Genomic DNA, 22011 nt, shown 5'->3' on the forward strand with positions numbered 1-22011 from the left:
CCAGTTCAGGAGAAGACAATGACCGATCCGACCCGGCGACAGGTAGTCCAGGCCGCGCTCGTTCTCGCGGCGGCGGGACAGGCGGGCGCGAAAGCCTCGGCGGCGATGCTGGGCCCGGACGGGGACGCCGACGCGTTGCGTCTCGGCTGCTGCTATTATCCCGAGCAGTGGGATGAATCGCGCTGGAAGCAGGATGCCACCGACATGGTCGCGCGCGGCCTCAGCCGCGTCCGCATCGCCGAATTCGCCTGGACGCTGATGGAGCCCGAGGCCGGCCGCTACGACTGGGGCTGGCTCGATCGCGCCGTGGATACGCTGTCCGGCGCGGGACTCGGCGTGGTGATGGGCACGCCGACCGCCTGTCCGCCCGAATGGATGGTCGCGCGCTATCCCGAGATCCTGCCCGTCGCGAAGGACGGCCAGGTGAAGGGCTTCGGCTCGCGTCGCTATTATAGCTTCTCGAGCCTGCTCTACCGCCGCGAATGCGCGCGGATCGCGAAGGCGATGGCCGATCGCTACGGGCGCCATAAGGGCGTCGTCGGCTGGCAGATCGACAATGAATATGGCTGCCACGACACGACCTATTCTTATGGTGCCGCCGACCTCGCGGGGTTCCGGACGTGGCTGCGCGCGCGCTACGGCACGATCGCGCGGCTCAATAAGGCATGGGGCACCGTCGTCTGGTCACAGCAATCGCCGAGCTTCGAGGCGATCGGGCTGCCGACCTCCTCGCCCTACGATTTTCCGCCCGACATGCTGCTCGACTATCGCCGCTTCGCATCCGAACAAGTGATGGCGTTCCACAAGGTGCAGGCGGACGTCATCCGGCCGCTGTCACCGGGTCGATTCATCACGACCAACTTCATGGCCAACTTCACCGAGTTCGATCATTATCCGGTCGGGCAAGCGCTCGATATGGCATCGTGGGACAGCTATCCGCTCGGCGTCGCCGCCGGCAAGGACGATGCGCGCTGGGACCGCACCGGCAATCCCGATCTGACGGGCTGGAACCACGATCTCGTCCGCGGGCTGAACCCGGCACCCTTCTGGATCATGGAGCAGCAGCCGGGTCCGGTGAACTGGGCGCGCTACAATCCGGCGCCGCTGCCGGGCATGGTCCGCCTCTGGACGTGGGAAGCATTTGCGCACGGCGCGGGCACGGTCAGCTATTTCCGCTGGCGTCAGGGCCAGGTCGGTCCCGAGCAGATGCATTCCGGGCTCAACCGGCCCGACGGCCATATCTCCGCCGGCGGCGAGGAAGCCGCGCAGGTCGCCAAGGAGATCGCGCGCATCGGACCCATTCCGAAAAGCGCGCGCGGCGATGTCGCGCTCCTGTTCGATTACGAAACGGTGTGGATGACCGAGATCCAGCCCAACGGCAGCGGGCAGGATCATCTCGTCCATGCGCAAAGCTGGTACGCCGCGCTCCGTAAGATCGGGCTCAACGTCGACATCGTCCGCGCGGGCACGCCCGTTGCGGGCTACAAGCTCGTCGTCGTGCCGTCCGTCTGGACGATCGACGAGAAAATACGCGCCGAACTGGCCGCCGCCAACGGCCTTGTCGTGATCGGGCCGCGATCGGGCTCCAAGACCGCCGACTTCGCCATTCCCGGCGATCTTCCCCCGGGGCCGCTGCAAAGCCTTGTCCCGGTCAAGGTCAAGCAGGTCGCCATTGCGCGGGCCGGCACCGGAGTGCCCGTCACGGGCACCGGCATAACCGGCCAGGCCATGGGCTGGCGCGAATGGCTGGAAACGGCCCTGCCCGTGCTGGCACATTATGACGACGGCGAAGCCGCCGTCATGGGCAGCGCGCGCATCTGGTATGTCGGTTGCCAGGGCGATGCCGCTTTCACCGGATCGCTGTTGAAAACGGCATCGAACCGTGCCGGCCTGAAGACCTATGACCTCCCCGACGGGGTGCGCCTCCAGCGACGCGGCGCCCTCACTTTCGCGCTGAACTACGGGCCGCGCAGCTGGACCATTCCAGAGGCGCGCCGCAGGTTCGTGCTCGGCGGGAAGCTCGTCGGCCCGCAGCAGGTCTCGGCCTGGCGCGACGCCTGACAGCGCCCGATCGGACTATGCGGCGAGGTTGATCGCCTCGCCGTACGCCCGAGACAGCAACGGATCGCATCATCCACTGAGCGCGCAACAGGACAGGCGGACTTTTCCTCCCGGTCGTCTGACGGTCCTGCCGGTCAGATCCGACCCATCAGGAGCAGGATCACGACGATCAGGAGGACGAGCCCGAGTCCGCCAGAGGGTCCGTAGCCCCAGCTGCGGCTATGCCCCCATGTCGGCAGAGCGCCGACCAGAATGAGGATCAGAACAACGATCAAGATCGTACCGAGCATCTCGCTCTCCTGTCGATGACAACGGATACGCAACAAATCCCGCAGCCCCCTGTTCCGCCCGACACCTGCATCGGGGGATCCAGTGGCAGATTTCGATCAGCGGGCTTCAACGCGCGGGGCGGCTCGCGTCGCTGATCAGCGACGCGAGGCGATCATCCCAATTCGCCTGCCAAAGCAGGCTAGCCTTTGCGACCATGGCCGGCACCGAGCGCTCTCGCCGCATGACGAGATTGCCGTAGCCGACCACGCCGTGTTCGCACCGGCGCTTGTTATAGCGTCCGAAACGCGCCCTCTTATTCGAGGAGCGTCAGGCGTGAGGCGCTCACCGCATTGGCTTCATGGCTGAGCGCAGCCGGACCGGAGCCGATCAGAACGAGTAGCTGATCGATGCCCGCGCGCCATACTCGCCGATCGCTCCCGAGGTCTGACCGAATGCGCTGGCGCCCAGACGGAAGGCATCGCCGAAGCGGATGTCGGAGCCCCCCTCGACGCGGAGCGCATCCTTGCCGGTACGTGCTCCCACAATCGAGAAGCCCGTCCCGGTCCCGCCGAAATTCGCATTCTCGATACCAAGCGTGTTCCCCCAGTAGCGCTGATAGGAGATCGCGACATGGGGCAGCAGCGTCGCGGAGCCGAGCGGCGCGGTGCCGTACATCTTCGCGCCCGCCTGCAGCACGTCGATGCTGCGCGTCGAGCTCGCGACGGTCAGGGCAACCGCGCTGCCGGTCTCGGCGAAGCCGTCGCGATGGGTGCGCAGATGGGAGTAGCCAAGGAACGGTGCGAAGGTGGCGGCGCCGCGGGTAACGCCATAGGAGGCCGTCCCGAAGATCTGCGCCGTATCGGCATCGTATTTCGCAACCTGCAGTCCACCGATCGTGCCGACATTGACCGAGCGGCGCGTGCTGACATCATGCCAGCTATAGCTGACGCCGCCCGCCAGCATCACCGCATCGCGGCTCCAGCTGGCATAAGCGGTGAGCAGCTTGGTATCGATATCGGCATGGCTGGCCCGGCCGCGCAGCCCCATATCGCTGACCAGATAGCCGCCCGCGGCCCCGAAGCGCAGGCCGTCATGCCCGATATCGATGCCGGCGATCCCGCCGCGACGATCGGTGCGCGACGAGGCGACCCCCTGGCGCGAAGCGCTCTCGACCAGCCCGTACATCGCCTGGCCCCAGACGCCGACGCCGTCGCCCGTCGTGCTCGCGCGGGACAGTACGGCCCGCCCAACCTCCTGACCTTCAACCAGCAGGGCCGTGGGCAGGCTGGCGTGGATCTCGCCTGCGAGCGCCGTGAAGGCCGTGCGTGCGCCCGCCGCGGACAGGCCGAGGGTGTAGTTATAGAGCGTATTGCCGAGCCCGCGCGACTGGACGGCAGCTCCGACACTAGCCTGATTGGCGTCGGCCGCGATCGAGGCGAAGCTCACATCGTTGCGCGCCAGCGTCAGCGTCACCGCATTCGCGCCATAGCTGAGCAAGGGCGTCAGATAGGCAAGGCTGCTGCTCGTGCCCGTGAAGGTGCCCGAGACGCCGCCCGCCGCGGTCAGGATCGTGTAGCTGGTGAGGTTGGCATAGGTGCCGGTAGCATCGGGGAGGACGCGCACCGCGCCCGCCAACGTCGCCGTTCCCGTCGCGTTGATGCGATCGGCCTGGCCAGCGGCGTTCGCCTCGACCGCGAAGGTCGAACCGGCCTGGAAGACGACGTTGCCGTTGACGGTCTGCGTGCCGATCGAATTGCCCGGCGCATAGGTGCCGCCCGATCCGATCGTGACCGAGGCGACATTGCCCGTGCCGCCGAGCGTGCCGCCGCTGGTCACGGTGGTCGGCGAGACGATGCTGCCATTGACCGAGAGCGTGCCGCCGGAGACGGTCGTCGGGCCGGTATAGGTATCGACGCCGGTCAGGTTGAGCCGCCCGGCGCCCGTCTTGGTGAGGCTGCCATTGCCGGTCAGATTGCCCGCAAAGCTGGTGCTGGTCGCCTGGTTCACGGTCAGCGCACCGCCGGCGATGTTGACGCTGGCGGCGCTGCTGACGCCGGCCAGTTCCGCCACGACCTGCGTCGTTCCGGAAAGATCCAGCTGGCCTGCACCCTCGACCGCCAGTTCGGTGGTCGCGGCGACCGGCGTCGAGAGCTTGATCGAGCCGGCGAGAATGTTGGTCGTGCCGGTGAAGGCGAAATTCGTCCCGAACGTCAGCTTGCCCGAACCCGATTTGTTGATCGTGCCCGCCCCGCTGACCGCGCCCGTGAAGACATAATCGTCAGACCGGTTGACCACCAACGTGCCGTTGTTGGCGAGGCTGCCCGTGAACACGCCGGTCGTGCCGCCGGCGCCAACCTGCAACGTGCCGGTCGGCGTGGTCGCGAAGTTGCCGCCCTGCGTGCCCGTGATGATCGCGGTCGTGCCGCCGTCGATCGTCGTCGCGCCCGTATTGGCCAGGCTGTTGACGCCGTCGAGGCGGACCGTGCCCGCGCCGGTCAGCAGGACCGCGCCGCTGCCCGTGATCTGCGTCGCGCCGAAGGTCGAGCCCGCGGACGCGCTGCTGCTGCGCACCACCAACGTGCCGTTGTCGATGATGGTTGGCGCGGTGACACCGGCAAGGCCGGTCGCGCCGTTGACGTTTTCGAGGCTGGCGCCCGAGGCGATCGTCGCGCTGTTGAAGGCGCTGCCACCGCTTGCCGGCGCGGTCCAGTAGCCGCTTTGGACGGTAAGCCGGTCGAAGCCGGTGAAGGTCGCGACCGTCTGGCTCGACGAGGCCGCCGCCGACGTGCCGGCGAGAATTGCCGCATCGGTGCCGCCGCCGCCCGCGATCGTCCCGGTGACGGCCGATCCGTTGCGCAGGATCACGCTGTCGTTGGTCGCGCCGAGCTGGACGGCGACCCCGCCGCTGCCGGCGGCGATCACGCCGCTATTGTCGACCGTCGTGATGCCCGTCGCGACGATCGCCGCGCCCGTCCCGCTGGTCGAGACCGTGCCGAGGTTGACGATGTTGTTCGTCGCCCCGACCGTGCTGAGGCCGGCGACGCTGCCCTTCGCGCTGGCGCCGCTGGCGATCGTCACGTTCACGGCCGCCGGCGGATCGATGAACAGGCCGGTGCCGTTGGCGGCGCTCAGCGCCCCCGTGACGTTGACCGTGATCGGACCGCTCGCGGAGACGATGTGGACCGCGTCCGAGTTCGCGCCCGTCGTCGTGACATTGCCGGTCGCGACCGTGATCGCGCCCGCATTGCTCGACACGTTGATGCCGGCCGAATTGGCACCCGTCGTCGAAACGTTGGCGCTCGTCAGGGTAACGATATTGTTGTCGGCAAGGATGTTGATGGCGTTCGAGGTCGCGCCCGTCGTCTTCACGGTGCCGGTATTGGTGACGGAGATCGCCGCCGTGCTGATCGCGCCGCTCGGCGTGCCGAAATTGTTCCGGGCGCGACCGGCCTCGACGTCGATACCGCGCGCCGTGGCGCCGGACGTGGAAATCGTGCCCGCGCTGGACACCGTGATCGCCCCCGTGTCGCTCAACGCATCGATACCGTCGGCATAGCGCGCATTGGCCGCGTTCACGACGCCGGTGACATATCGGGTCGTTCCGGTCGTGGTGACATCGCCCGTGCTGACGATCGTCAAAGCGCCCGTGGTCGAGACGCCGTTGATGCCGTAGCCACCGTTGCCGATGACTGAGACGGTGCCACTGTTGATCGTGCCCGTGCCGCCGCCGACGGCCTGCAGCTGGATGCCGAAGGTGTTGCCGGTGCCGGTGTAGACGATGCTGCCGCTGGTGATCGTGGCCGCCGCGGTGCCGCTCGCGACCGCGGTAATGCCGAGACCCTGCAGCGAATTGACGCCGGCCGCCGTCGTCGTCAACGCGATCGTGCCGCTGGTCAGGCTGATCGCGCCGTCGTTGTTGAGGCTGATGCCGCTGCCCGTGCCGGTAATCGTGTTGCTGCTGACGGTGAGCGCGCCGTTCGTGCCGCCCGTGAAGTATGATTCGATCGCCTGGCTGGTGCTGTTGATCTTGTTGCTGACGATCGTGATCGCACCGGAGCCAGTCTCGCCACCGGTGACGGAGATGCCGTTGCCGCCTGCCGCGGAGAAAGCGATCGTGTCGGATCTGATCGATGTCGCGCCGGTGCCCGCGTTGACGACGATGCCGGTGTCGAACGTGCCGCTCCCGGTGATCGTGCCCGAATCCACGCTGGTCGCGCCGCTGCCCGCATCCACCTGGATGCCGGTGGAATTGCTGGCGAGGCTGATCGTGCCGCTCTTGATCGTGCTGGTGCCGCCGCCGCCTGTCGTATCGGTATTGATCCCCGTCGCCGATTGGGTCGCGGTGATCGTACCCGAATCCACGTTGACCGATCCGTTGTCGGACAGGTTCGCCTGGATGCCCGCCTGATTGACGCCCGACAGATTGACCGCAGTGGACTTGATCGTCGCGCCGCCCGCGCCCGCCTGGACGAAGATCGCTCCGCCGCCGTTGCCGCTCGCATTGGTCAGCGAAGCTGTACCGGAGTTCACGATCACCGTCGCGCCCTGCGCCACGATGGCATTGACCTGGCCTGTGCCGTTGGCGGTGGCGATCCCGCTATTGATCGTTGTCGTGCCGGTCGGCAGTGCCGCGCCCGTGCCATCGCTCGTGGAAATACCGCGCAGGCTGCCAACCGCGCGAGTCGACGTAATCGTGATATTGCCGGCTGGCGACGTGACGTTGATCGCGCGATCATTATTGTTGGTGTTCGCCGTCGTCGTCCCGGCGACCAGGTTGATATTGCCGTTAGTCCCAGAGATATTCACGCCGTTGGTCGAGTTCGCGCCCGTCACGTTGACCATGCCGGTGGTCACCCCGATCGTGCCGGCCGTTGTCACGTTGGCGAACAGCGCAGATCCGTTGGTGGCGCTCGCCGCCTGCAGATTGGCGAAATCGAGCAGGATATTGCCGGTCGTCGTACGGACATCGACCACCTGCGCGGTATCCGTCAACGTGTCCGAACGCGTCGCCGAGAAGTTGCCCGAGCCATTGAAGACCACCTTTTCGGCAGAGGCCGGAAGGCTCCACGAGCATCCGATCGCAGTGCCGAGTAGCGCAGCACACCGAATGGCGCGCGCGCGGCCGCGATTGCCGGCAACCCGGCGAGCAACGATGATCATAGAACCCCCTCGTCTCGATAACTTGTCGCGGCCCGCGTAGTTGATCGAGCATTGGTCAGCAAGCGGTACTTATCTGATAAATACCTGAAATTTCTCGCAAAAGTTAATAGAAAATCAACTTTTCGGCGACTTGCTCGCCCGACTGCCTTGCGTAGATCGCCGGCGACCAGCCCCCTCTCGATCTGCACTGCAATGCACTTCACAGATCGATCAATGCAAGGGAGACCGTCCGCTCGTTGACCATGGCCGAGCGGATGGCATCTCGACGGCAGGTCCGGTTTGCACAGCGTCCGCCAGCAGGACCTTGAGCCTATTCGGATTGGTCGCTTTGCTTCAGCGCAGCTGACGTCAGCCCATCGGCGATGATGTCGAGCGCCTTCGACGACGGTCGCTCCGAAGGCGCGCGATCATATATTAAACCGATCGTTCGGTCCGCCTCGAAACCGGAGAGCGCAACCATACGGACAGACGGCGCATGAAACCCTGCGGGCATCACGGTCAGGCCGTGTCCGCCGCGAACCAGCGCGAGGGCTTGAGCGTCACTGGTGGTCCGAGCGGAGATGAACGGTCGGACTCCGCGCGACGTGAAGTAGCGACTGGTTTCCTGCAGCGCTTCGCAGTGGCGGCGGACGACCATCGCGCTGTCCGCCACCTCTTCCGCATGGATCACATCCCGGCGACCGAGAGGATGATCGCGCGCGAGGACCAGTCGATAGGGTTCATGGAACAAGGCGCGCGCGAACTTCGCTCGATCCGGCCTGATCAACGACAATATGACATCGACGCGTCCGCGATCGAGGTGGCTGAGCATAGCCCGTTCGTTTCCCTCGACGATCTCGAGCCTTTCCTCGCTCCCGCCTGCCGCGACCGCGGCCGCCGCCGTGCCCAGCCAATCGGCGGGCAGCGTCGAGATGACGCCCAGACGGATCGTCGTCCGGAACTTGGAGACGCGCGCCTCCTGCTCCGCCAGCGTGAACTCTCGTTCGATCCGTCGCGCGCGATCGACGAGGCGGGTGCCGGCACCGGTCAACTCCACGCGCCGGTTGGTACGAAGGAACAAGGTCCTGCCGACTTCCGCTTCCAGCTTCGCGATACCAACAGAAAGAGTCGGCTGAGAGACCCCACAATGCTCCGCCGCGCGCGAGAAATTGCCTTTGTCGACCACGGCAAGCAGGTATCGGAGCAGGTATCGGTCGATCATAGACCATGTCTATCCCGTGGTTCAGCCACTATCAATTTTCCACATGCCGATTAGGTTGTTATCACCGACCGTACAGGACGAGGATGCATTGATGTGACGTGGACGCGGCTCAGCGCATGACGCGGATTCGGACGCTCATCGATCCAGCCTCCGCGGCGTTTGCCGCCAACGCCGCGCATAACGGGGCGCTCGCCGACGAATTGCGGGCGAAAGTTGCGACCGCCGCGCTGGGCGGATCGACGGAGCACCGTGAACGCCACGTTGCGCGCGGGAAGCTGCTGCCGCGTGACCGCGTCGCGCGCTTGCTCGATCCGCTCTCGCCGTTTCTCGAAATCGGCGCGCTTGCGGCCAACGGTCTTTACGACGACGGCGCGCCGGGTGCCGGGGTGGTCGGCGGGATCGGGCGCATCGCCGGGCGCGAGTGCATGATCATCGCCAACGACCCGACCGTGAAGGGCGGCGCCTATTTCCCGATGACCGTGAAGAAGCATCTGCGGGCGCAGGAAATCGCGCGCGAGAACCGGCTGCCGTGCATCGCGCTCGTCGATAGCGGCGGGGCCAATCTGCCCCATCAGGCGGAGGTCTTCCCCGATCGGGATCATTTCGGGCGGATCTTCTACAATCAGGCGCAGATGTCCGCCGAGGGCATCCCGCAGATCGCATGCGTGATGGGCAGCTGCACGGCCGGCGGCGCCTATGTCCCGGCCATGTCGGACGAGACGGTGATCGTGCGCAACCAGGGCACGATCTTTCTCGCAGGCCCGCCATTGGTGAAGGCCGCGACGGGCGAGGTCATCACGGCCGAGGAACTGGGCGGCGCGGACACGCACGCCCGCAGGTCCGGCGTGGTCGATCACGTCGCTGAGAATGACGAGCATGCCCTGCTGATCGTCCGCGACATCGTCGCGACGCTGAATCGGCCCAAGGCCGTCGATATCGATATCGCCGAGCCCCGGCCGCCGCTGTTCGATCCCGCCGAGCTTTACGGGATCATTCCGCAGGACGTGCGCGCGCCATATGATGTCCGCGAGGTGATCGCGCGCATCGTCGACGGCTCCGAACTCCACGAATTCAAGGCGCTCTACGGCACGACGCTCGTCTGCGGCTTCGCGCGGATCTGGGGCATGCCGGTCGCGATCCTCGCCAATAACGGCGTGCTGTTTTCGGAAAGCGCGCAGAAGGGCGCGCATTTCATCGAGCTGGCGTGCCAGCGTCGCGTGCCTTTGCTCTTCCTCCAGAACGTCTCGGGCTTCATGGTCGGCGGCAAATATGAGGCGGAGGGCATCGCCAAGCATGGCGCGAAGCTTGTGACCGCCGTCGCCACCGCCTCTGTGCCCAAGATCACCGTGCTGATCGGCGGCAGTTTCGGCGCGGGCAATTACGGCATGTGCGGCCGCGCCTATCAGCCGCGCTTCCTCTTCACCTGGCCGAACAGCCGGATCAGCGTGATGGGCGGCGAGCAGGCCGCCTCCGTGCTGGCGACCGTGCATCGCGACGCGGAGAGGTGGACGGCGGACGAGCTCGAAGCGTTCAAGGCGCCTATCCGCCGGAAATATGAGGATGAGGGCAATCCATATTATGCGACCGCGCGCCTGTGGGACGATGGCGTGATCGATCCTGCGCAGACGCGCGACGTGCTGGGGCTCGCCTTCTCGGCGACGCTGAACGCGCCGATACCGGAGCGAGCGCAGTTCGGCCTGTTCAGGATGTGACGGCGATGATCGAAAGCCTGCTCATCGCCAATCGCGGCGAGATCGCCCGCCGCATCATCCGCACCGCACGCAAGCTGGGCGTACGGACGATCGCGATCCATTCCGACGTCGATCGCACGATGCCGTTCGTGCGCGAGGCGGACGAGGCGGTCTGCATCGGCACCGCGCTCGCCAAGGACAGCTACCTTCGCCAGGATCGACTCCTGGCCGCGGCCTCAGAAACCGGCGCGGCCGCGATTCACCCCGGCTACGGCTTTCTGTCCGAAAATGCCGAATTCGCCGAAGCCGTCATCGCGGCCGGCCTGGTCTGGGTCGGCGCGCCGCCCGCCGCCATTCGCGCGATGGGGTTTAAGGATGCCGCGAAAGAACGCATGATCGCAGCCGGCGTACCGGTGACGCCCGGCTATCTGGGTGCCGACCAGTCGCCCCATCGTCTTCAGGCGGAGGCGGACGCGATCGGCTATCCCGTACTCATCAAGGCAGTCGCGGGCGGTGGCGGCAAAGGCATGAGGCGCGTCGACGAGGCTGGCGCTTTCGGCGAAGCCCTCGCCAGCTGCCAGCGCGAAGCGGCCGCATCGTTCGGCGACGAGCGCGTCCTCATCGAGAAATATATCCTCGCGCCGCGTCACATCGAGGTTCAGGTGTTCGGCGATACGCGCGGCAATGTCGTGCATCTGTTCGAGCGCGATTGCTCGCTGCAGCGGCGGCACCAGAAGGTGATCGAAGAGGCGCCCGCGCCCGGCATGGATGCAGCGACCCGGGAAGCCGTCTGCGCCGCGGCGGTGAAGGCCGCAGCCGCCGTGGACTATGTCGGCGCCGGCACGATCGAGTTCATCGCCGATGCGTCGGATAGGCTTCGCGCCGACCGGATCTGGTTCATGGAAATGAACACCCGGCTCCAGGTCGAGCACCCCGTCACCGAGGCGATCACGGGACAGGATCTCGTCGAATGGCAGATCCGCGTCGCCTCGGGCGAGCCTCTGCCGAGGCGGCAGGACCAGCTCGCTATCGACGGATGGGCGATGGAGGCGCGCCTCTATGCGGAGAACCCGGCCACCGGCTTTCTGCCCTCGACGGGACCGCTCGAGACGCTGCACTTCCCGCACGGCATCCGGATCGACAGCGGCGTGGAACAGGGCGGAGAGGTCACGCCCTATTACGATCCGATGATCGCGAAGCTGATCGCGCGCGGCCGCACCCGCCCCGAGGCGGCGGGCAAGCTCGCGCGCGCCTGCGCGAAGGTCCGGGTCTGGCCGGTCAGGACCAACGCCGCCTTTCTCGCGCGCGCCGCTGCGCATCCCGATTTCGTCGCCGGTCGCATCGACACCGGCTTCATCGAGCGCCATGCCGAGGCGCTGATCCCGGCTACCGAGCCATCGGAGGCCGTCCTGCAGGCGGCTGCCGCCGCGATCCTGCCGACGGGAGCGGACGATCCCTGGACCGCGCTTCGCGGCTTCCGGGTCAACGCCGGCGCGTCGCGGCAGATTCAGGTCGTGGTCGCGGACCGTACCTATCTCGTCGAACTTACCGACGACGTGCCGGCCGCGCACGTGACCGACGGCGTGCTCTTCCTGAATGGCGAAGCGTGGCCATTCGGACCGGACCGCGCCGATCATGTCGCCGGTGGCGCCGCGGCCGGCGACGGAGCGATCCTGTCGCCGATGCCGGGCCGGGTCATAGCGGTGCTGGTGAAGGAAGGCGACGCGGTCGCCAAAGGCGATCGCCTCGTCGTGATCGAGGCGATGAAGATGGAGCAGGCGCTGCTGGCTCCGTTCGACGGCAATGTCATCGAGCTTAAGGCGAGCGAAGGGGCTCAGGTCAGCGAGGGCTCGGTGCTCGCCCGGATCGAAGCACAAGGTTGAGGCCTGGCCTCTTCAGGCGACCACCCCATCCGCGCGGAGCTGCGCGATCCGCTGCGCATCAATGCCCAGGATGCCCCCCAATATCTCGTCCGTATGTTGCCCCAGAACAGGCGGCGGCATCGGCTTCTCCTGCTCGGCGCCCGGAAATTTGAAGGGCCGGTTCACGATCGGCACCTTGCCCAGCACCGGATGCTCCACCTCCACCACCATCTCGCGCGCCACCGCTTGCGGCTGCGCCAACGCCTCGCCGACGCCGAGGACGGGGGCGTGCGGCACCTGATATTCGGTAAAGAGCTCGACAAGTTCCGCCACCGTCCGCGGCGCGGTGAAGGCTTGGATCAGGTCGTTGACCGGCGCGCGGTGGGCGCGGCGCTGGCCGATCGTTTCGAAGCGCGGATCCGTCGCCGCATCGGGACGGCCGATCGCCTGGCAGATGCGGCTCCAGAAGGAATTGGTGAGGCAGGCGATGATGATCGACCCGTCCGCCGCGGGGAAGGCCCCATAAGGGACGAGGCTCGGATGTTGCGAACCCTGCGGCTGGGGCTCCTCGCCCGTGAAGAAGGACAATTGGGCGATATAGCCGAGCATACCGAACAGGCCGTCGAGCAGGCTGATATCGATGAGCCGGCCCTTGCCCGTCGCATGGCGCTCGTGCAGCGCCGCCAGGATCGCGATCGGGCCGTTGATCCCGCCGACCAGATCGCCGAGCGGAATGCCGAGCTTGGTCGGAAGCCCGCCTGGCTCGCCATTCACGCTGAGCACGCCGGAAAGCGCCTGCGTGACGATGTCGAAGGACGGCCGATCGCGCAGCGGGCCCGTCATGCCGAAGCCGGAGATCGCGCAGTAGATCAGCCCCGGGTTGATCGCGGACAGAGCCTCGTAGCCGAGCCCGAGACGATCCATCACACCCGGGCGGTAATTCTCGATCAGAATGTCGCATCGGGCCGCGAGATCCCGCGCGAGCACGACACCCGCCTCGACCTTGAGATCGATGACGATGCTCTTCTTGCCCCGGTTGTTGCCGAGGAAATAATGGCTTTCGCCGTCGCGGATCGGCGGGAAGGTGCGCGTCTCGTCGCCGGTGCCCGGCGGCTCGACCTTCCACACCTCGGCACCGAGATCGGCGAGCGCGAGGCTTGCCGCCGGCCCGGCGAGGACGCGCGTGAAATCGAGCACGCGGATGCCTGCGAGAGGCCCGGCCCAGATCGAAGAGGAGGTATCGGTCATAGCTGGACCAAGGCCGTGTGCAGGCCGCCGGCGGCCTCGGTTGCGGAATGTAACAGGCCCCTGCCCGTCAGGGAAAGGATCGAGTGAGACGCAGCATGCGGCAACGCATAAGCGCCTCACTCCTTGAACGTCAGCCCTTGCTCGGCAGCTCGGCGATGGCCGTGCCGATCGCGGAGAGCTCGCCGCGATGCGTCTCGGCGCGCTGCTGCACCTCGACCAGCTTCTTGCCGCCTTCCTCGAACTTGCGGACGACCGAGCCGTCGATGAAGATCACGTCGCCGTCGGGATTGTGGCGGCGGATCTGGCAGCCGGACTGCATCAGGAAGCCATCGTCGCCGATCCAGTTGGTCATGTGGTGGGTGAGCCACGAGCAGCGCTCGGGGCCATAATCATAGGCGCCCGGCGTGCCGACCTCGCGGGCGAAATCGTCGTCCCAATGGACGCGCTCGGGCACGTCGCTCACGCCGAACTTGTTCGGGATGCCGAGCCCGGGATGATCGTCGATGAGTCGGAAGTGCAGCTTGTTCGTGCGGATATAGAGGCCGCCCCAGCCCTGCGCATAGCCGATGAAGCCAGTGACCGTCATCGGCCCCTTGAGCATCCTCGGCAGCGCATCGCCGACGGTGACGTCTTCCCAGTAGCGGGGCGTGGCGCCGCGAACCTCTTCGTTGCGATAGAGATCGAACCACTCCTGCATCTGCGCGTCGGTGAGCCGCTCTTCGCGGTTGGCGCGCGCCTCGGTATATTTCGTGCCGCGCTCGCGTGCCTCGTCACGATCGGTGCGGAAGACATAGCTGTCGCACGCCGCGACCTTGTCGCCATGCTGGTTGAAGAAATCGACATGGTAGATCTGCTGGTAGGCGCGGCCGGCGAAGCGCGTCTCGTGGCCGATCAGATCCTTCAGATAGGCTTCGGTCGTGATCGTGTCGCCGCGCAGCACCGGCTTGATCCAGGTCCAGTCGGCACCCGCCCACATAGCGTGGACGCCGGGAAGCCCGCCGCAATAGCCCGAGACGATGCGGCTGGTGGAGAAGAGGAAGCTCGGCAGCGCGACGATTCCGCCATATCTGGTCTTCTCGGCATAAGCGGGATCGCACCACAGAGGGTTATCGTCGCCGATGCCGTGCGCGTAATGGCGGATGCCGTCGCGGGTCGCCTCGTAGTTCCACGGCTCGACCGTATTCTCGATCTTGACCCCGATGCGCTTGCGCAGATCGTCGAGCCCCTCCTCGGTGATCTTGGGGAATTTGTCGGTGGATCGTTCTGCCACGCTGGTTGCCATGTCTCTTCTCCTGAAAGTCCTTGTTGCCGGCCCTGTCCGGCGGGTCAGTCTGCGAGTTCGGCCGCTTTCGCAGCCTCGCGATCGCGGAGGATCTTGCGGTGGACCTTGCCCGCCGGCGTCTTGGGCAATTCGCTCACGAACTCGACAATGCGGGGGAATTCATGCTGGGCGAGCCGCTCCCGCGTGAAGCTTTGGAGTTCCTTGACGAAGGCGTCGCTCGGCGCGCGCGGGCTGACGACGAACGCCTTGGCGACCAGACCGCGCGTCGCATCGGGCGCGCCGATGACCGCGCATTCCTGAACATCCGGATGCTTGAGCAGGGTATTTTCGATCTCGACCGCGCTCATCGTCCAGCCGGCCGAGATGATGACGTCGTCGGCGCGCCCGCAATGGTAGAAATAGCCGTCTGCATCGATCTTCGCGAGATCCTTGGTCGTCTCCCAGCGATTGCGACGCCACAGCATCAGCTCCCCGATCTCGCCCGGGGCGGAGGGCGTGCCATCGGGCCTTTGCGCCTGCAGCACCTGACCCGGCACGGCCTTGCCGAGCGAGCCGGGCTTGACCGTGAAATCCGCAGCGCCGGGATAGTTGACCAGCACGACACCGATCTCGGTGGTACCGTACATGCTGCAGGCAGGCACCTTGAAATAGCGATCGATGAAGTCGAGCGTCCCGGGATCGATCGGCTCGCCCGTGTAGGAGAGTTTCCGGAAGTGGAAGGTGAAGTCGCCCGCCGCGCCGCTATTCTTCATCATCCGGTAGTGGGTGGCGGCCGCGGACATGTTGGTGATCTTGTGATCGCTCAGCGCCTGCATCAGCCGCACGGGATCGAAGCGGCCGGCGAAGGTGCCGGTCGTAACGCCAAGTCCCAAAGGCGCGAGCGTGCCGTGCCACAGGCCATGCCCCCAGGCGGGCGAGGACGGGCAGAAGAACTCGTCGCCCGGGCGGATGCCGGTGCCGTACAAAGCCGCGAACATCAACGTCACGAGCGAGCGATGCGTGTGCCTGACCGCCTCGGGCAGCTCGCGCGTCGTGCCCGACGTATATTGGAAGACCGCGAGATCATCGGCCTTCGATCGGGGCGCGTAGCTCGACGGATATTCCGCGATGACGTCGAGCAGGCCCTCGTCGGCCACCACGACGCGGATCCCGTCCATCCCGCGAGCCATTTCGGCCTTTTCACTGTTGGTGATGAGGATCTTGGGCGTGCAGTCGTCCACGCGTAGCCGGAGCGCGTCGGGGCCGAACAGGGTGAAGAGCGGCACGGAAATCGCGCCGGTCTGCATCGCGCCGAACAGGCAGACGTAGAAGGGCAGCGAAGGCTCGAGCATGAAGGCGATGCGATCGCCGGGTCGGACGCCCTCGGCCTCCAGCCAGTGCGCGAACCGCGCGGCACCGGCGGAAATCTCGTCGAAGCTCAGTATTTCGTCGCGTCCGTCGGCATGCGCGATGCGGACGGCTGGCCGCCGGGAGCCGTCGGCATGACGCGTGATGCATTCGTGCGCGATGTTCAGACGGTCGCGATCGCCATCGAACAGCTCCCACAAGGCAGCCGAACCGGCATGCGTCTGGGCATCCGCATAGCTCGTATAATCGGTCAGCTTCGCCATCGGTTCGCCGGTCGTTGCTCACGAAACCGAGCGACATGTCGCTCGACCTCTCCGCGACGAGCCATGCCACGGGCGACTTGTCATTGTAAATATAGAATGATATTCGATATATTGAATGGAAAAAGAAAATGACCCCGTCGGTCGGTCCGCCGACCTCTCGCTCGCCAGAGCTGTGCGAGACAGCAAGGCGCCTGCCATCGCCCGGGCCGCCGCGGTGATGCGGCTGCTGGGCAAGAGCGAGACGCCGCTCGGGCTGCAGGGAATTTCGGGCGCTCTGGGCCTCGTGCCGAGCACCTGCCTGTATGTGCTTCGCGCGCTTGTCGCCGAGGAGCTGGTCTCCTTCGATCCGGACACGAAGCGCTATGCGCTGGAAGTGGGCGTGCTCACGCTTGCGCGACAATGGCTCCGGCGCAACCAGTTCAGCGATCTCGCCCAGGCCGTGCTCGATCGGATCGGCCAGGCATTCGACGTGACGATGCTCGGCGTCCAGATCGTCGGGCTCGAGCATATCATCGTGGTCGCGACCTCGCGTACGGGCCGGAACTTCCAGTTCAGCGCGCAGGTCGGCGATCGTTTCCCTGCGCTGATCAGCGCCACCGGCCGCTGCATCGCCGCATTCGGAGCCTATCCGGAGCGCGAGCTGGAGCGCCGCTTCAAGAGCCTTCGCTGGGATGATGCGCCGAGCCTGGAGGCGTGGCGCGAGCAGGTTGCGCAGACCCGCGCGCAGGGCTTCGCGGTGGACGAGGGCAATTACATATCGGGCATGACCGTGATCGCGGCGCCCGTCTGGAAAGGGCGTGACCGGCCCAGCCATGCGTTGGTCGCAATCAGCATCGGCAGCGCGCTCAAGCGATCGGGATTGCCGGAGTTGCAGGACATGCTGGTCTCGTCCGCAGCGACGATCTCGCGCCAGCTGAGCGGGTAACGCTGCTCCCGCGCGGGACTCAGGACGCAACATGCGCGAGGGGGAGTATATGTCCGGTCTTACGGCGATCCTTGACAGTCTTTCCAATGAACATGGCGAGTATCGATTGGAGGCGCCCGAAGCGTGGTCGCAGGGACGGACGCTGTTCGGCGGGATGACCGCCGCGCTCTCTTACTGGTCGATCAGAAAGGCGCTCGGGGATCTTGGCCCGCTCAGGTCGGCGCAATTCGCTTTCGTCGCCCCTGCCAAAGGCATGCTGCGTTTTCAGCCTGCGCTGCTCCGTCGCGGTCGATCAGCCGCGGTGGCGAGCGCGGACTGCTGGACGGCCGATGGGATCGCAGCGCGCTCGACCTTCACCTTCGGTCGCGCGCGCGACAGCGAGATCTCCCACGATTTCACACCGCCTCTACCGGTCCCCCCATCCGAGTTGTGCAGCCCCTTCCACAAGACCGACAAGCCTCTCGCGGGCTTTCTCGGTCAGTTCGAATTTCGCCTCGCCGCAGGCGGGCGTCTGTTCGAAACCGACAAACGCCCGGAATTCGCAGTCTGGACACGCCTGCGGGACGGCGATGGCGCGGATCCCGTCGCGACATTGCTGGCGGTCGGAGACGCGCTTCCGGGCGCGGCAATGGTCCGCTTTCCCAGATTGGCGCCGATTAGCACCATGACGTGGGGGTTCGATTTCTATCCGGAGACCCGGGAGGCAAGCGGCTGGTATCTGATCTCTTCCTCCAGCCAAGCGGCCCACAACGGATATTCTCTGCAAGAGATGCGCGTCTACAACGAGCAGGGCGAGCCGCTGGCGGCCGCTCGACAGGTCGTTGCCGTCTTTCTTTAAGAGATGGGCGCCGGATGGCGGCATGGGCCTGAAGACATGGCCGCAACCGGACGATATGAAATCGGGATGGCCCGGCTCCTCCTGTTCAACAAACCCTTCGGAGTCTTGTCGCAATTCACCGACCGCGGATCGCCGACGGCTCGGTCGACATTGTCGGACTTCATTACCGTGGAGGGCGTCTATCCCGCCGGAAGGCTCGATCGGGACAGCGAGGGCCTCCTGCTGTTATGCGATGACGGGCGGCTGCAGGCGCGCATCGCCGATCCACGCTTCAAGCTGCCCAAGACCTACCTCGTGCAGGTCGAGGGCGATCCGCAGGAGCTGGAATTGGAGCGCCTGCGGCAGGGCGTCCGGCTCAAGGATGGCATGACTCTGCCGGCCGATATTTCTCGCATGGACGAGCCGGACCTGTGGCCGCGCGATCCGCCGATACGCCAGCGCAAGTCCATCCCCGACAGCTGGTTGAAGATCACCATCCGCGAAGGGCGCAACCGGCAAGTGCGCCGGATGACGGCGGCGGTCGGGTTGCCCACGCTCAGGCTGGTGCGCTGGTCGATCGGCGGCTGGGCTGTCGCCGGGATCGCGCCAGGCCATTTCGAGGAGCTCCCCAGTCTGGGCGAGATGAGCCGTGGTCCGTATGACCGCTGATGCAGTTTGGCGGGCGAAGGGGAACCGGCTGGCGAGATTGCGGATCAAGCCGGTCGTGCCGTCGACCGCTCAAGTGGACTTGAGGCTTCGCGCGGAAGGGCTTTGAAGCTTTCTTTCTGGCTCATACGAGCTCCGGACCGGTTGCTTCCATCGCATCGCGCTCGGCTTCCTTGCCCAGCAGCTCACACCAAGGCCGATCGGCAGGATTTTCGATCCAATGAATTATCGCCATTCCTTCCATGCCGGCAACAGCGCCGACGTCGTGAAGCACAGCCTCCTGATCGCCCTCGTCCGAGCCTTGCAGCTCAAAGAGGGGGCGCTGACGCTGATCGACGCCCATTCCGGTTGCGGGCTCTACGACCTTGACGGCGATCAGGCCCAACGCACCGGCGAGGCCGCGCAGGGCGTGCTGCGGACCTTAACCGACCCGAACCCTTTGCTGAACGATTATCGCGCCGCCGTACAGGCGGTGAATGTGGGAGCCGAGCCGCATCTCTACCCCGGCTCACCGCGCATTCTGGCGCAGTTTCTGCGCCCGCAGGACGTCCTGATCCTCAACGAAAAACATCCCGAGGACGCCAATGCCCTGCGCGGCGCGATGCGCGGCACACCCGCTGCGGTGCATGAGCGCGACGCCTACGAGCTTTGGCTGGCGATGGTCCCGACCCGTACCGGGCGCGGCGTGGTGGTGGTCGATCCGCCCTACGAGCAGACAGACGAACGCGAACGGATCACGGTCACCCTCGCCGCCGCTTACCGCAAATGGGCGCATGGCGTGACGGTGATCTGGTATCCGCTCAAAGACCGCGCCGCGCATGGGCGGTGGAAGGAGCAGTTACGCGCGCTCGGCATCCCCAAATTCATGAGCGTGGAGCATTGGCTGTACGATCACATTCAGCCCGGCCTCTACAACGGCGCGGGTCTTTTCATCGTCAATCCGCCATACGCCTTCACACAGGCGCTGCCGCCTCTGTTGGAAGCCCTCCGCGCCGCGCTGGCGCCGGAAGGGCATAGCGGCGAGATCACGGCCGATTGGTTGAACGATTAAAGCAAACGCGTATCGCCGCCTTCTCCGAAGACGGAATTGCCGCTCTCAGGTTACGAGCAAACCATCTCGCGAGTTTCGCGGGATGTCGGATTTCGGCTGGCGACTATCGCTTCACTTGCACCACGTTGATCGCAAGACGCTGGCCGGTCCGCTTTTTCAGTAGCTCGACTATTTGCGGCCGTCGGAACGGCAGCTGAGCCCCACCACCAGATTCTCTCCGAAACCATGATGGCGAGATGAACGAACGACGGCTTTCAAGATCGACGACTCGCCGCTCACGCGACCGATCATGGGGCGCGTGTCCGATCAGCAGCCTATGCCGCGAGCTGACATTTGCTCGGGCGGCGCTGAACGACTGGCTCTCGTCGTTAGCTGCCGCGACCATCAGAATCGATGAGACGCCATTCGCGCAGGCCATGGGGAATCCGAAACCGGGCGTTGGGCCGGCTCAATTCTAGCTGCTGCAAGGGCGTGAAGCGAACAATGCGGCGGCGCACCGTCCGAAAGCAGCCATGCCGCTCATGATCAATTGCCGATCTGCCAACGTCCGCTGTCACAGACGCTTCACGCAGCTGGCTTACGCAGTCGGAATTGGGCGTTTTTCAGCCGGGAACGAGTCGGGATGACACTGCCAAAGCCGGCTGCCGCCGGGACGCGCCCGCGAGGTCGCCTCGATGAATGAGCTGACGGCCGTTGCCGCCCGGCGAAGCGCCGCCGCCGAGGAGACGGCGCTTCATCGGGCGCTGCACGGTTTCGTGACCGGGCGCCTGAGGGATCGCTGCGCGGGCGAGGACATCGTCCAGGAGACCTACGTCCGCCTCTACGATTATCGGCGGACACGGACGATCACGGACGCTGCCGCCTTCTGCTTCGCGGTCGCGCGCAATCTGGTTCACGATCATTTTCGCCGGCTGCGCGCTTTGCCGCCGGGCGCGGAGCTTGCCGACGACATCGCCTGTCCGCAGCCACGCGCCGAGGAGGTGCTCGATTTCCGCCAGCGCGTCGATGTGCTTATCGGCGCGCTCAGGGTGATGCCGCCGCTCCGGCGCGAGATATTCCTGCGGCGCCGGCTCGACGGCATCCCGGGCCGCACGATCGCTGGCGATCTCGGCATGACCCCCGCCGCCGTGGAGAAGCATTGCACCCGCGCGCTCGCCGACCTGCGCCATGCCCTGGAGCGGCGCGGCCTTGCGATCGGCGCCAGCGCATGAGCCGCCGCGCCGCTCTGCTCGACGCTGCGCGCTGGACATTGTGCGAGGAGGAGCATGCGCTCGCCGAGCCGCCGCCCCACGCTGCCGACGACGTCCAGGCCACGCTTCACGATCCCGCGCTAAGCGCCGCGCTCGCGGAGATGGGGGCGATCGCCCGGCTTTCGGACGCCGATGTGCGGGCCCTCCGCGCCGGTCGCCGTCATGCGATCGGCACCGGCATCGTGGCGGTGCTGGTCGCGGTGGTCGGCATCGGCGCCTGGCAGCGCACACGGATCGCGCCGACGGGCTCCGAGACACGGCATTTCGAGACGCGCCGCGGCGAGCAGCGCGTCGTCCGGCTCGAGGACGGATCGACGCTGCGGCTGGATGGCGCGACGAGCGTGGACGTGACGTTGGATCGCCGGGAACGACGGGTCGAACTGCGCCGTGGCGACGCTTATTTCGATGTCGCGCATGAGGCGAACCGTCCGTTCGTCGTCCAGGCCGGCGGCTCGGCGACGCGCGTGCTCGGCACCGCCTTCACGATCGACCTCGCCGGCCAGGACGTGCGGCTTTCCGTCTATCGCGGCCGGGTCCGTTTTGGTGGCGACAAGGGCTCAATCCTCGTCTCGTCCGGCTGGCGCTCGCGCTTCGCCAGTGGGTTCGCCCGCACGCCGACGCGCTTCGACGCGGCGCAGCAGGACTGGCGCGGATCGTGGATCGATACCGATGACATGCAGCTCGGCGAGCTAGTCGACGCGCTCAACCGGCGTGCCGGCCCGCTGATCCTGCGGCCCTCACCTGGCCTCGCCGCCATTCCCCTAGCCGGCCGCTTCAGGCTCGATGATGCCGAACTTCTTCTGGGCGCGATGGGCGCCGCCTATGGCTTCCGCGTCGAGCGGGAGGGGGATCGGCTGCGCCTGACGGGCCTCGTCGATCCTATCGCGAGATCGACGCCGAAATGACGCCGCACTGCA

At 66.2% G+C, this 22011-nt stretch carries 15 protein-coding genes; 9 read left to right on the forward strand and 6 right to left on the reverse strand.

Annotated features, from left to right (window positions below):
• Positions 1–18: 18 nt before the first annotated feature.
• Complete coding sequence (locus Q4F19_RS11210) at positions 19–2061, forward strand: beta-galactosidase (RefSeq protein ID WP_303542566.1); 2043 nt, start codon at positions 19–21, stop codon at positions 2059–2061.
• A gap of 134 nt (positions 2062–2195) precedes the next feature.
• Here Q4F19_RS11210 and Q4F19_RS11215 read toward each other — a convergent pair whose 3' ends face one another.
• From Q4F19_RS11215 to Q4F19_RS11225, 3 genes are all read right to left on the reverse strand, one after another.
• Positions 2196–2351 (reverse strand): DUF3309 family protein, encoded by a 156-nt coding sequence (locus Q4F19_RS11215; protein WP_303542567.1) that lies wholly within the window; start codon positions 2349–2351, stop codon positions 2196–2198.
• Positions 2352–2718: 367 nt separating this feature from the next.
• On the reverse strand, positions 2719–7491 hold the full coding sequence (locus tag Q4F19_RS11220) for a beta strand repeat-containing protein (protein WP_303542569.1): 4773 nt from the start codon (positions 7489–7491) through the stop codon (positions 2719–2721).
• A gap of 310 nt (positions 7492–7801) precedes the next feature.
• Positions 7802–8692 carry a LysR family transcriptional regulator gene (locus Q4F19_RS11225; RefSeq protein WP_303542571.1) on the reverse strand — a complete coding sequence of 297 codons (891 nt, stop codon included), beginning with the start codon at positions 8690–8692 and terminating at the stop codon, positions 7802–7804.
• Between the two features lie 116 nt (positions 8693–8808).
• Here Q4F19_RS11225 and Q4F19_RS11230 point away from each other — a divergent pair, with 116 nt between their 5' ends.
• Both Q4F19_RS11230 and Q4F19_RS11235 read left to right on the forward strand, forming a co-directional pair.
• A complete protein-coding gene (locus Q4F19_RS11230; RefSeq protein ID WP_303542573.1) occupies positions 8809–10404 on the forward strand; it encodes a carboxyl transferase domain-containing protein in 1596 nt (531 codons plus the stop codon).
• Positions 10405–10409: 5 nt separating this feature from the next.
• Entirely contained in the window at positions 10410–12266 is a 1857-nt protein-coding gene (locus Q4F19_RS11235; protein WP_303542574.1) for an acetyl/propionyl/methylcrotonyl-CoA carboxylase subunit alpha, read from the forward strand.
• A 12-nt stretch (positions 12267–12278) separates the two neighbouring features.
• On the opposite strand, the gene Q4F19_RS11240 is transcribed toward Q4F19_RS11235, so the two are convergent.
• The 3 genes from Q4F19_RS11240 to Q4F19_RS11250 all read right to left on the reverse strand — a co-directional run bounded on the left by Q4F19_RS11240 (position 12279) and on the right by Q4F19_RS11250 (position 16385).
• Positions 12279–13493 (reverse strand): CaiB/BaiF CoA transferase family protein, encoded by a 1215-nt coding sequence (locus Q4F19_RS11240; RefSeq protein ID WP_303542575.1) that lies wholly within the window; start codon positions 13491–13493, stop codon positions 12279–12281.
• 130 nt (positions 13494–13623) lie between these two features.
• The gene (locus tag Q4F19_RS11245) at positions 13624–14775 is read right to left on the reverse strand and encodes an FAS1-like dehydratase domain-containing protein (protein ID WP_303542577.1); all 1152 of its coding nucleotides are present in this window, start codon (positions 14773–14775) and stop codon (positions 13624–13626) included.
• A gap of 44 nt (positions 14776–14819) precedes the next feature.
• Positions 14820–16385 (reverse strand): acyl-CoA synthetase, encoded by a 1566-nt coding sequence (locus Q4F19_RS11250; RefSeq protein ID WP_303542580.1) that lies wholly within the window; start codon positions 16383–16385, stop codon positions 14820–14822.
• A gap of 115 nt (positions 16386–16500) precedes the next feature.
• Between Q4F19_RS11250 and Q4F19_RS11255 the strand changes: the two genes are divergently transcribed.
• The 6 genes from Q4F19_RS11255 (at position 16501) to Q4F19_RS11280 (ending at position 21999) form a co-directional block, all read left to right on the forward strand.
• Positions 16501–17310 carry an IclR family transcriptional regulator gene (locus Q4F19_RS11255; protein WP_303542582.1) on the forward strand — a complete coding sequence of 270 codons (810 nt, stop codon included), beginning with the start codon at positions 16501–16503 and terminating at the stop codon, positions 17308–17310.
• Positions 17311–17359: 49 nt separating this feature from the next.
• The gene (locus tag Q4F19_RS11260) at positions 17360–18148 is read left to right on the forward strand and encodes a thioesterase family protein (RefSeq protein ID WP_303542583.1); all 789 of its coding nucleotides are present in this window, start codon (positions 17360–17362) and stop codon (positions 18146–18148) included.
• A gap of 66 nt (positions 18149–18214) precedes the next feature.
• Complete coding sequence (locus Q4F19_RS11265) at positions 18215–18796, forward strand: pseudouridine synthase (protein WP_303542584.1); 582 nt, start codon at positions 18215–18217, stop codon at positions 18794–18796.
• 217 nt (positions 18797–19013) lie between these two features.
• The gene (locus Q4F19_RS11270) at positions 19014–19844 is read left to right on the forward strand and encodes a 23S rRNA (adenine(2030)-N(6))-methyltransferase RlmJ (protein WP_303542586.1); all 831 of its coding nucleotides are present in this window, start codon (positions 19014–19016) and stop codon (positions 19842–19844) included.
• A gap of 674 nt (positions 19845–20518) precedes the next feature.
• The gene (locus Q4F19_RS11275) at positions 20519–21055 is read left to right on the forward strand and encodes an RNA polymerase sigma factor (RefSeq protein ID WP_303542587.1); all 537 of its coding nucleotides are present in this window, start codon (positions 20519–20521) and stop codon (positions 21053–21055) included.
• A complete protein-coding gene (locus Q4F19_RS11280) occupies positions 21052–21999 on the forward strand; it encodes a FecR family protein (protein ID WP_303542588.1) in 948 nt (315 codons plus the stop codon). Before Q4F19_RS11275 ends, Q4F19_RS11280 begins: the two co-directional genes overlap by 4 nt.
• Positions 22000–22011: the final 12 nt, after the last annotated feature.

Source organism: Sphingomonas natans, from assembly GCF_030546695.1.
Lineage (GTDB): Bacteria > Pseudomonadota > Alphaproteobacteria > Sphingomonadales > Sphingomonadaceae > Sphingomonas_I > Sphingomonas_I natans.

Excerpts from the sequence above, each read along its gene's own strand:
- Q4F19_RS11210 (WP_303542566.1), top strand. The coding sequence starts at position 19 with ATGACCGATCCGACCCGGCGACAGGTAGTCCAGGCCGCGCTCGTTCTC.
- Q4F19_RS11215 (WP_303542567.1), bottom strand. The coding sequence starts at position 2,351 with ATGCTCGGTACGATCTTGATCGTTGTTCTGATCCTCATTCTGGTCGGC.
- Q4F19_RS11220 (WP_303542569.1), bottom strand. The coding sequence starts at position 7,491 with ATGATCATCGTTGCTCGCCGGGTTGCCGGCAATCGCGGCCGCGCGCGC.
- Q4F19_RS11225 (WP_303542571.1), bottom strand. The coding sequence starts at position 8,692 with ATGATCGACCGATACCTGCTCCGATACCTGCTTGCCGTGGTCGACAAA.
- Q4F19_RS11230 (WP_303542573.1), top strand. The coding sequence starts at position 8,809 with ATGACGCGGATTCGGACGCTCATCGATCCAGCCTCCGCGGCGTTTGCC.
- Q4F19_RS11235 (WP_303542574.1), top strand. The coding sequence starts at position 10,410 with ATGATCGAAAGCCTGCTCATCGCCAATCGCGGCGAGATCGCCCGCCGC.
- Q4F19_RS11240 (WP_303542575.1), bottom strand. The coding sequence starts at position 13,493 with ATGACCGATACCTCCTCTTCGATCTGGGCCGGGCCTCTCGCAGGCATC.
- Q4F19_RS11245 (WP_303542577.1), bottom strand. The coding sequence starts at position 14,775 with ATGGCAACCAGCGTGGCAGAACGATCCACCGACAAATTCCCCAAGATC.
- Q4F19_RS11250 (WP_303542580.1), bottom strand. The coding sequence starts at position 16,385 with ATGGCGAAGCTGACCGATTATACGAGCTATGCGGATGCCCAGACGCAT.
- Q4F19_RS11255 (WP_303542582.1), top strand. The coding sequence starts at position 16,501 with ATGGAAAAAGAAAATGACCCCGTCGGTCGGTCCGCCGACCTCTCGCTC.
- Q4F19_RS11260 (WP_303542583.1), top strand. The coding sequence starts at position 17,360 with ATGTCCGGTCTTACGGCGATCCTTGACAGTCTTTCCAATGAACATGGC.
- Q4F19_RS11265 (WP_303542584.1), top strand. The coding sequence starts at position 18,215 with ATGGCCCGGCTCCTCCTGTTCAACAAACCCTTCGGAGTCTTGTCGCAA.
- Q4F19_RS11270 (WP_303542586.1), top strand. The coding sequence starts at position 19,014 with ATGAATTATCGCCATTCCTTCCATGCCGGCAACAGCGCCGACGTCGTG.
- Q4F19_RS11275 (WP_303542587.1), top strand. The coding sequence starts at position 20,519 with ATGAATGAGCTGACGGCCGTTGCCGCCCGGCGAAGCGCCGCCGCCGAG.
- Q4F19_RS11280 (WP_303542588.1), top strand. The coding sequence starts at position 21,052 with ATGAGCCGCCGCGCCGCTCTGCTCGACGCTGCGCGCTGGACATTGTGC.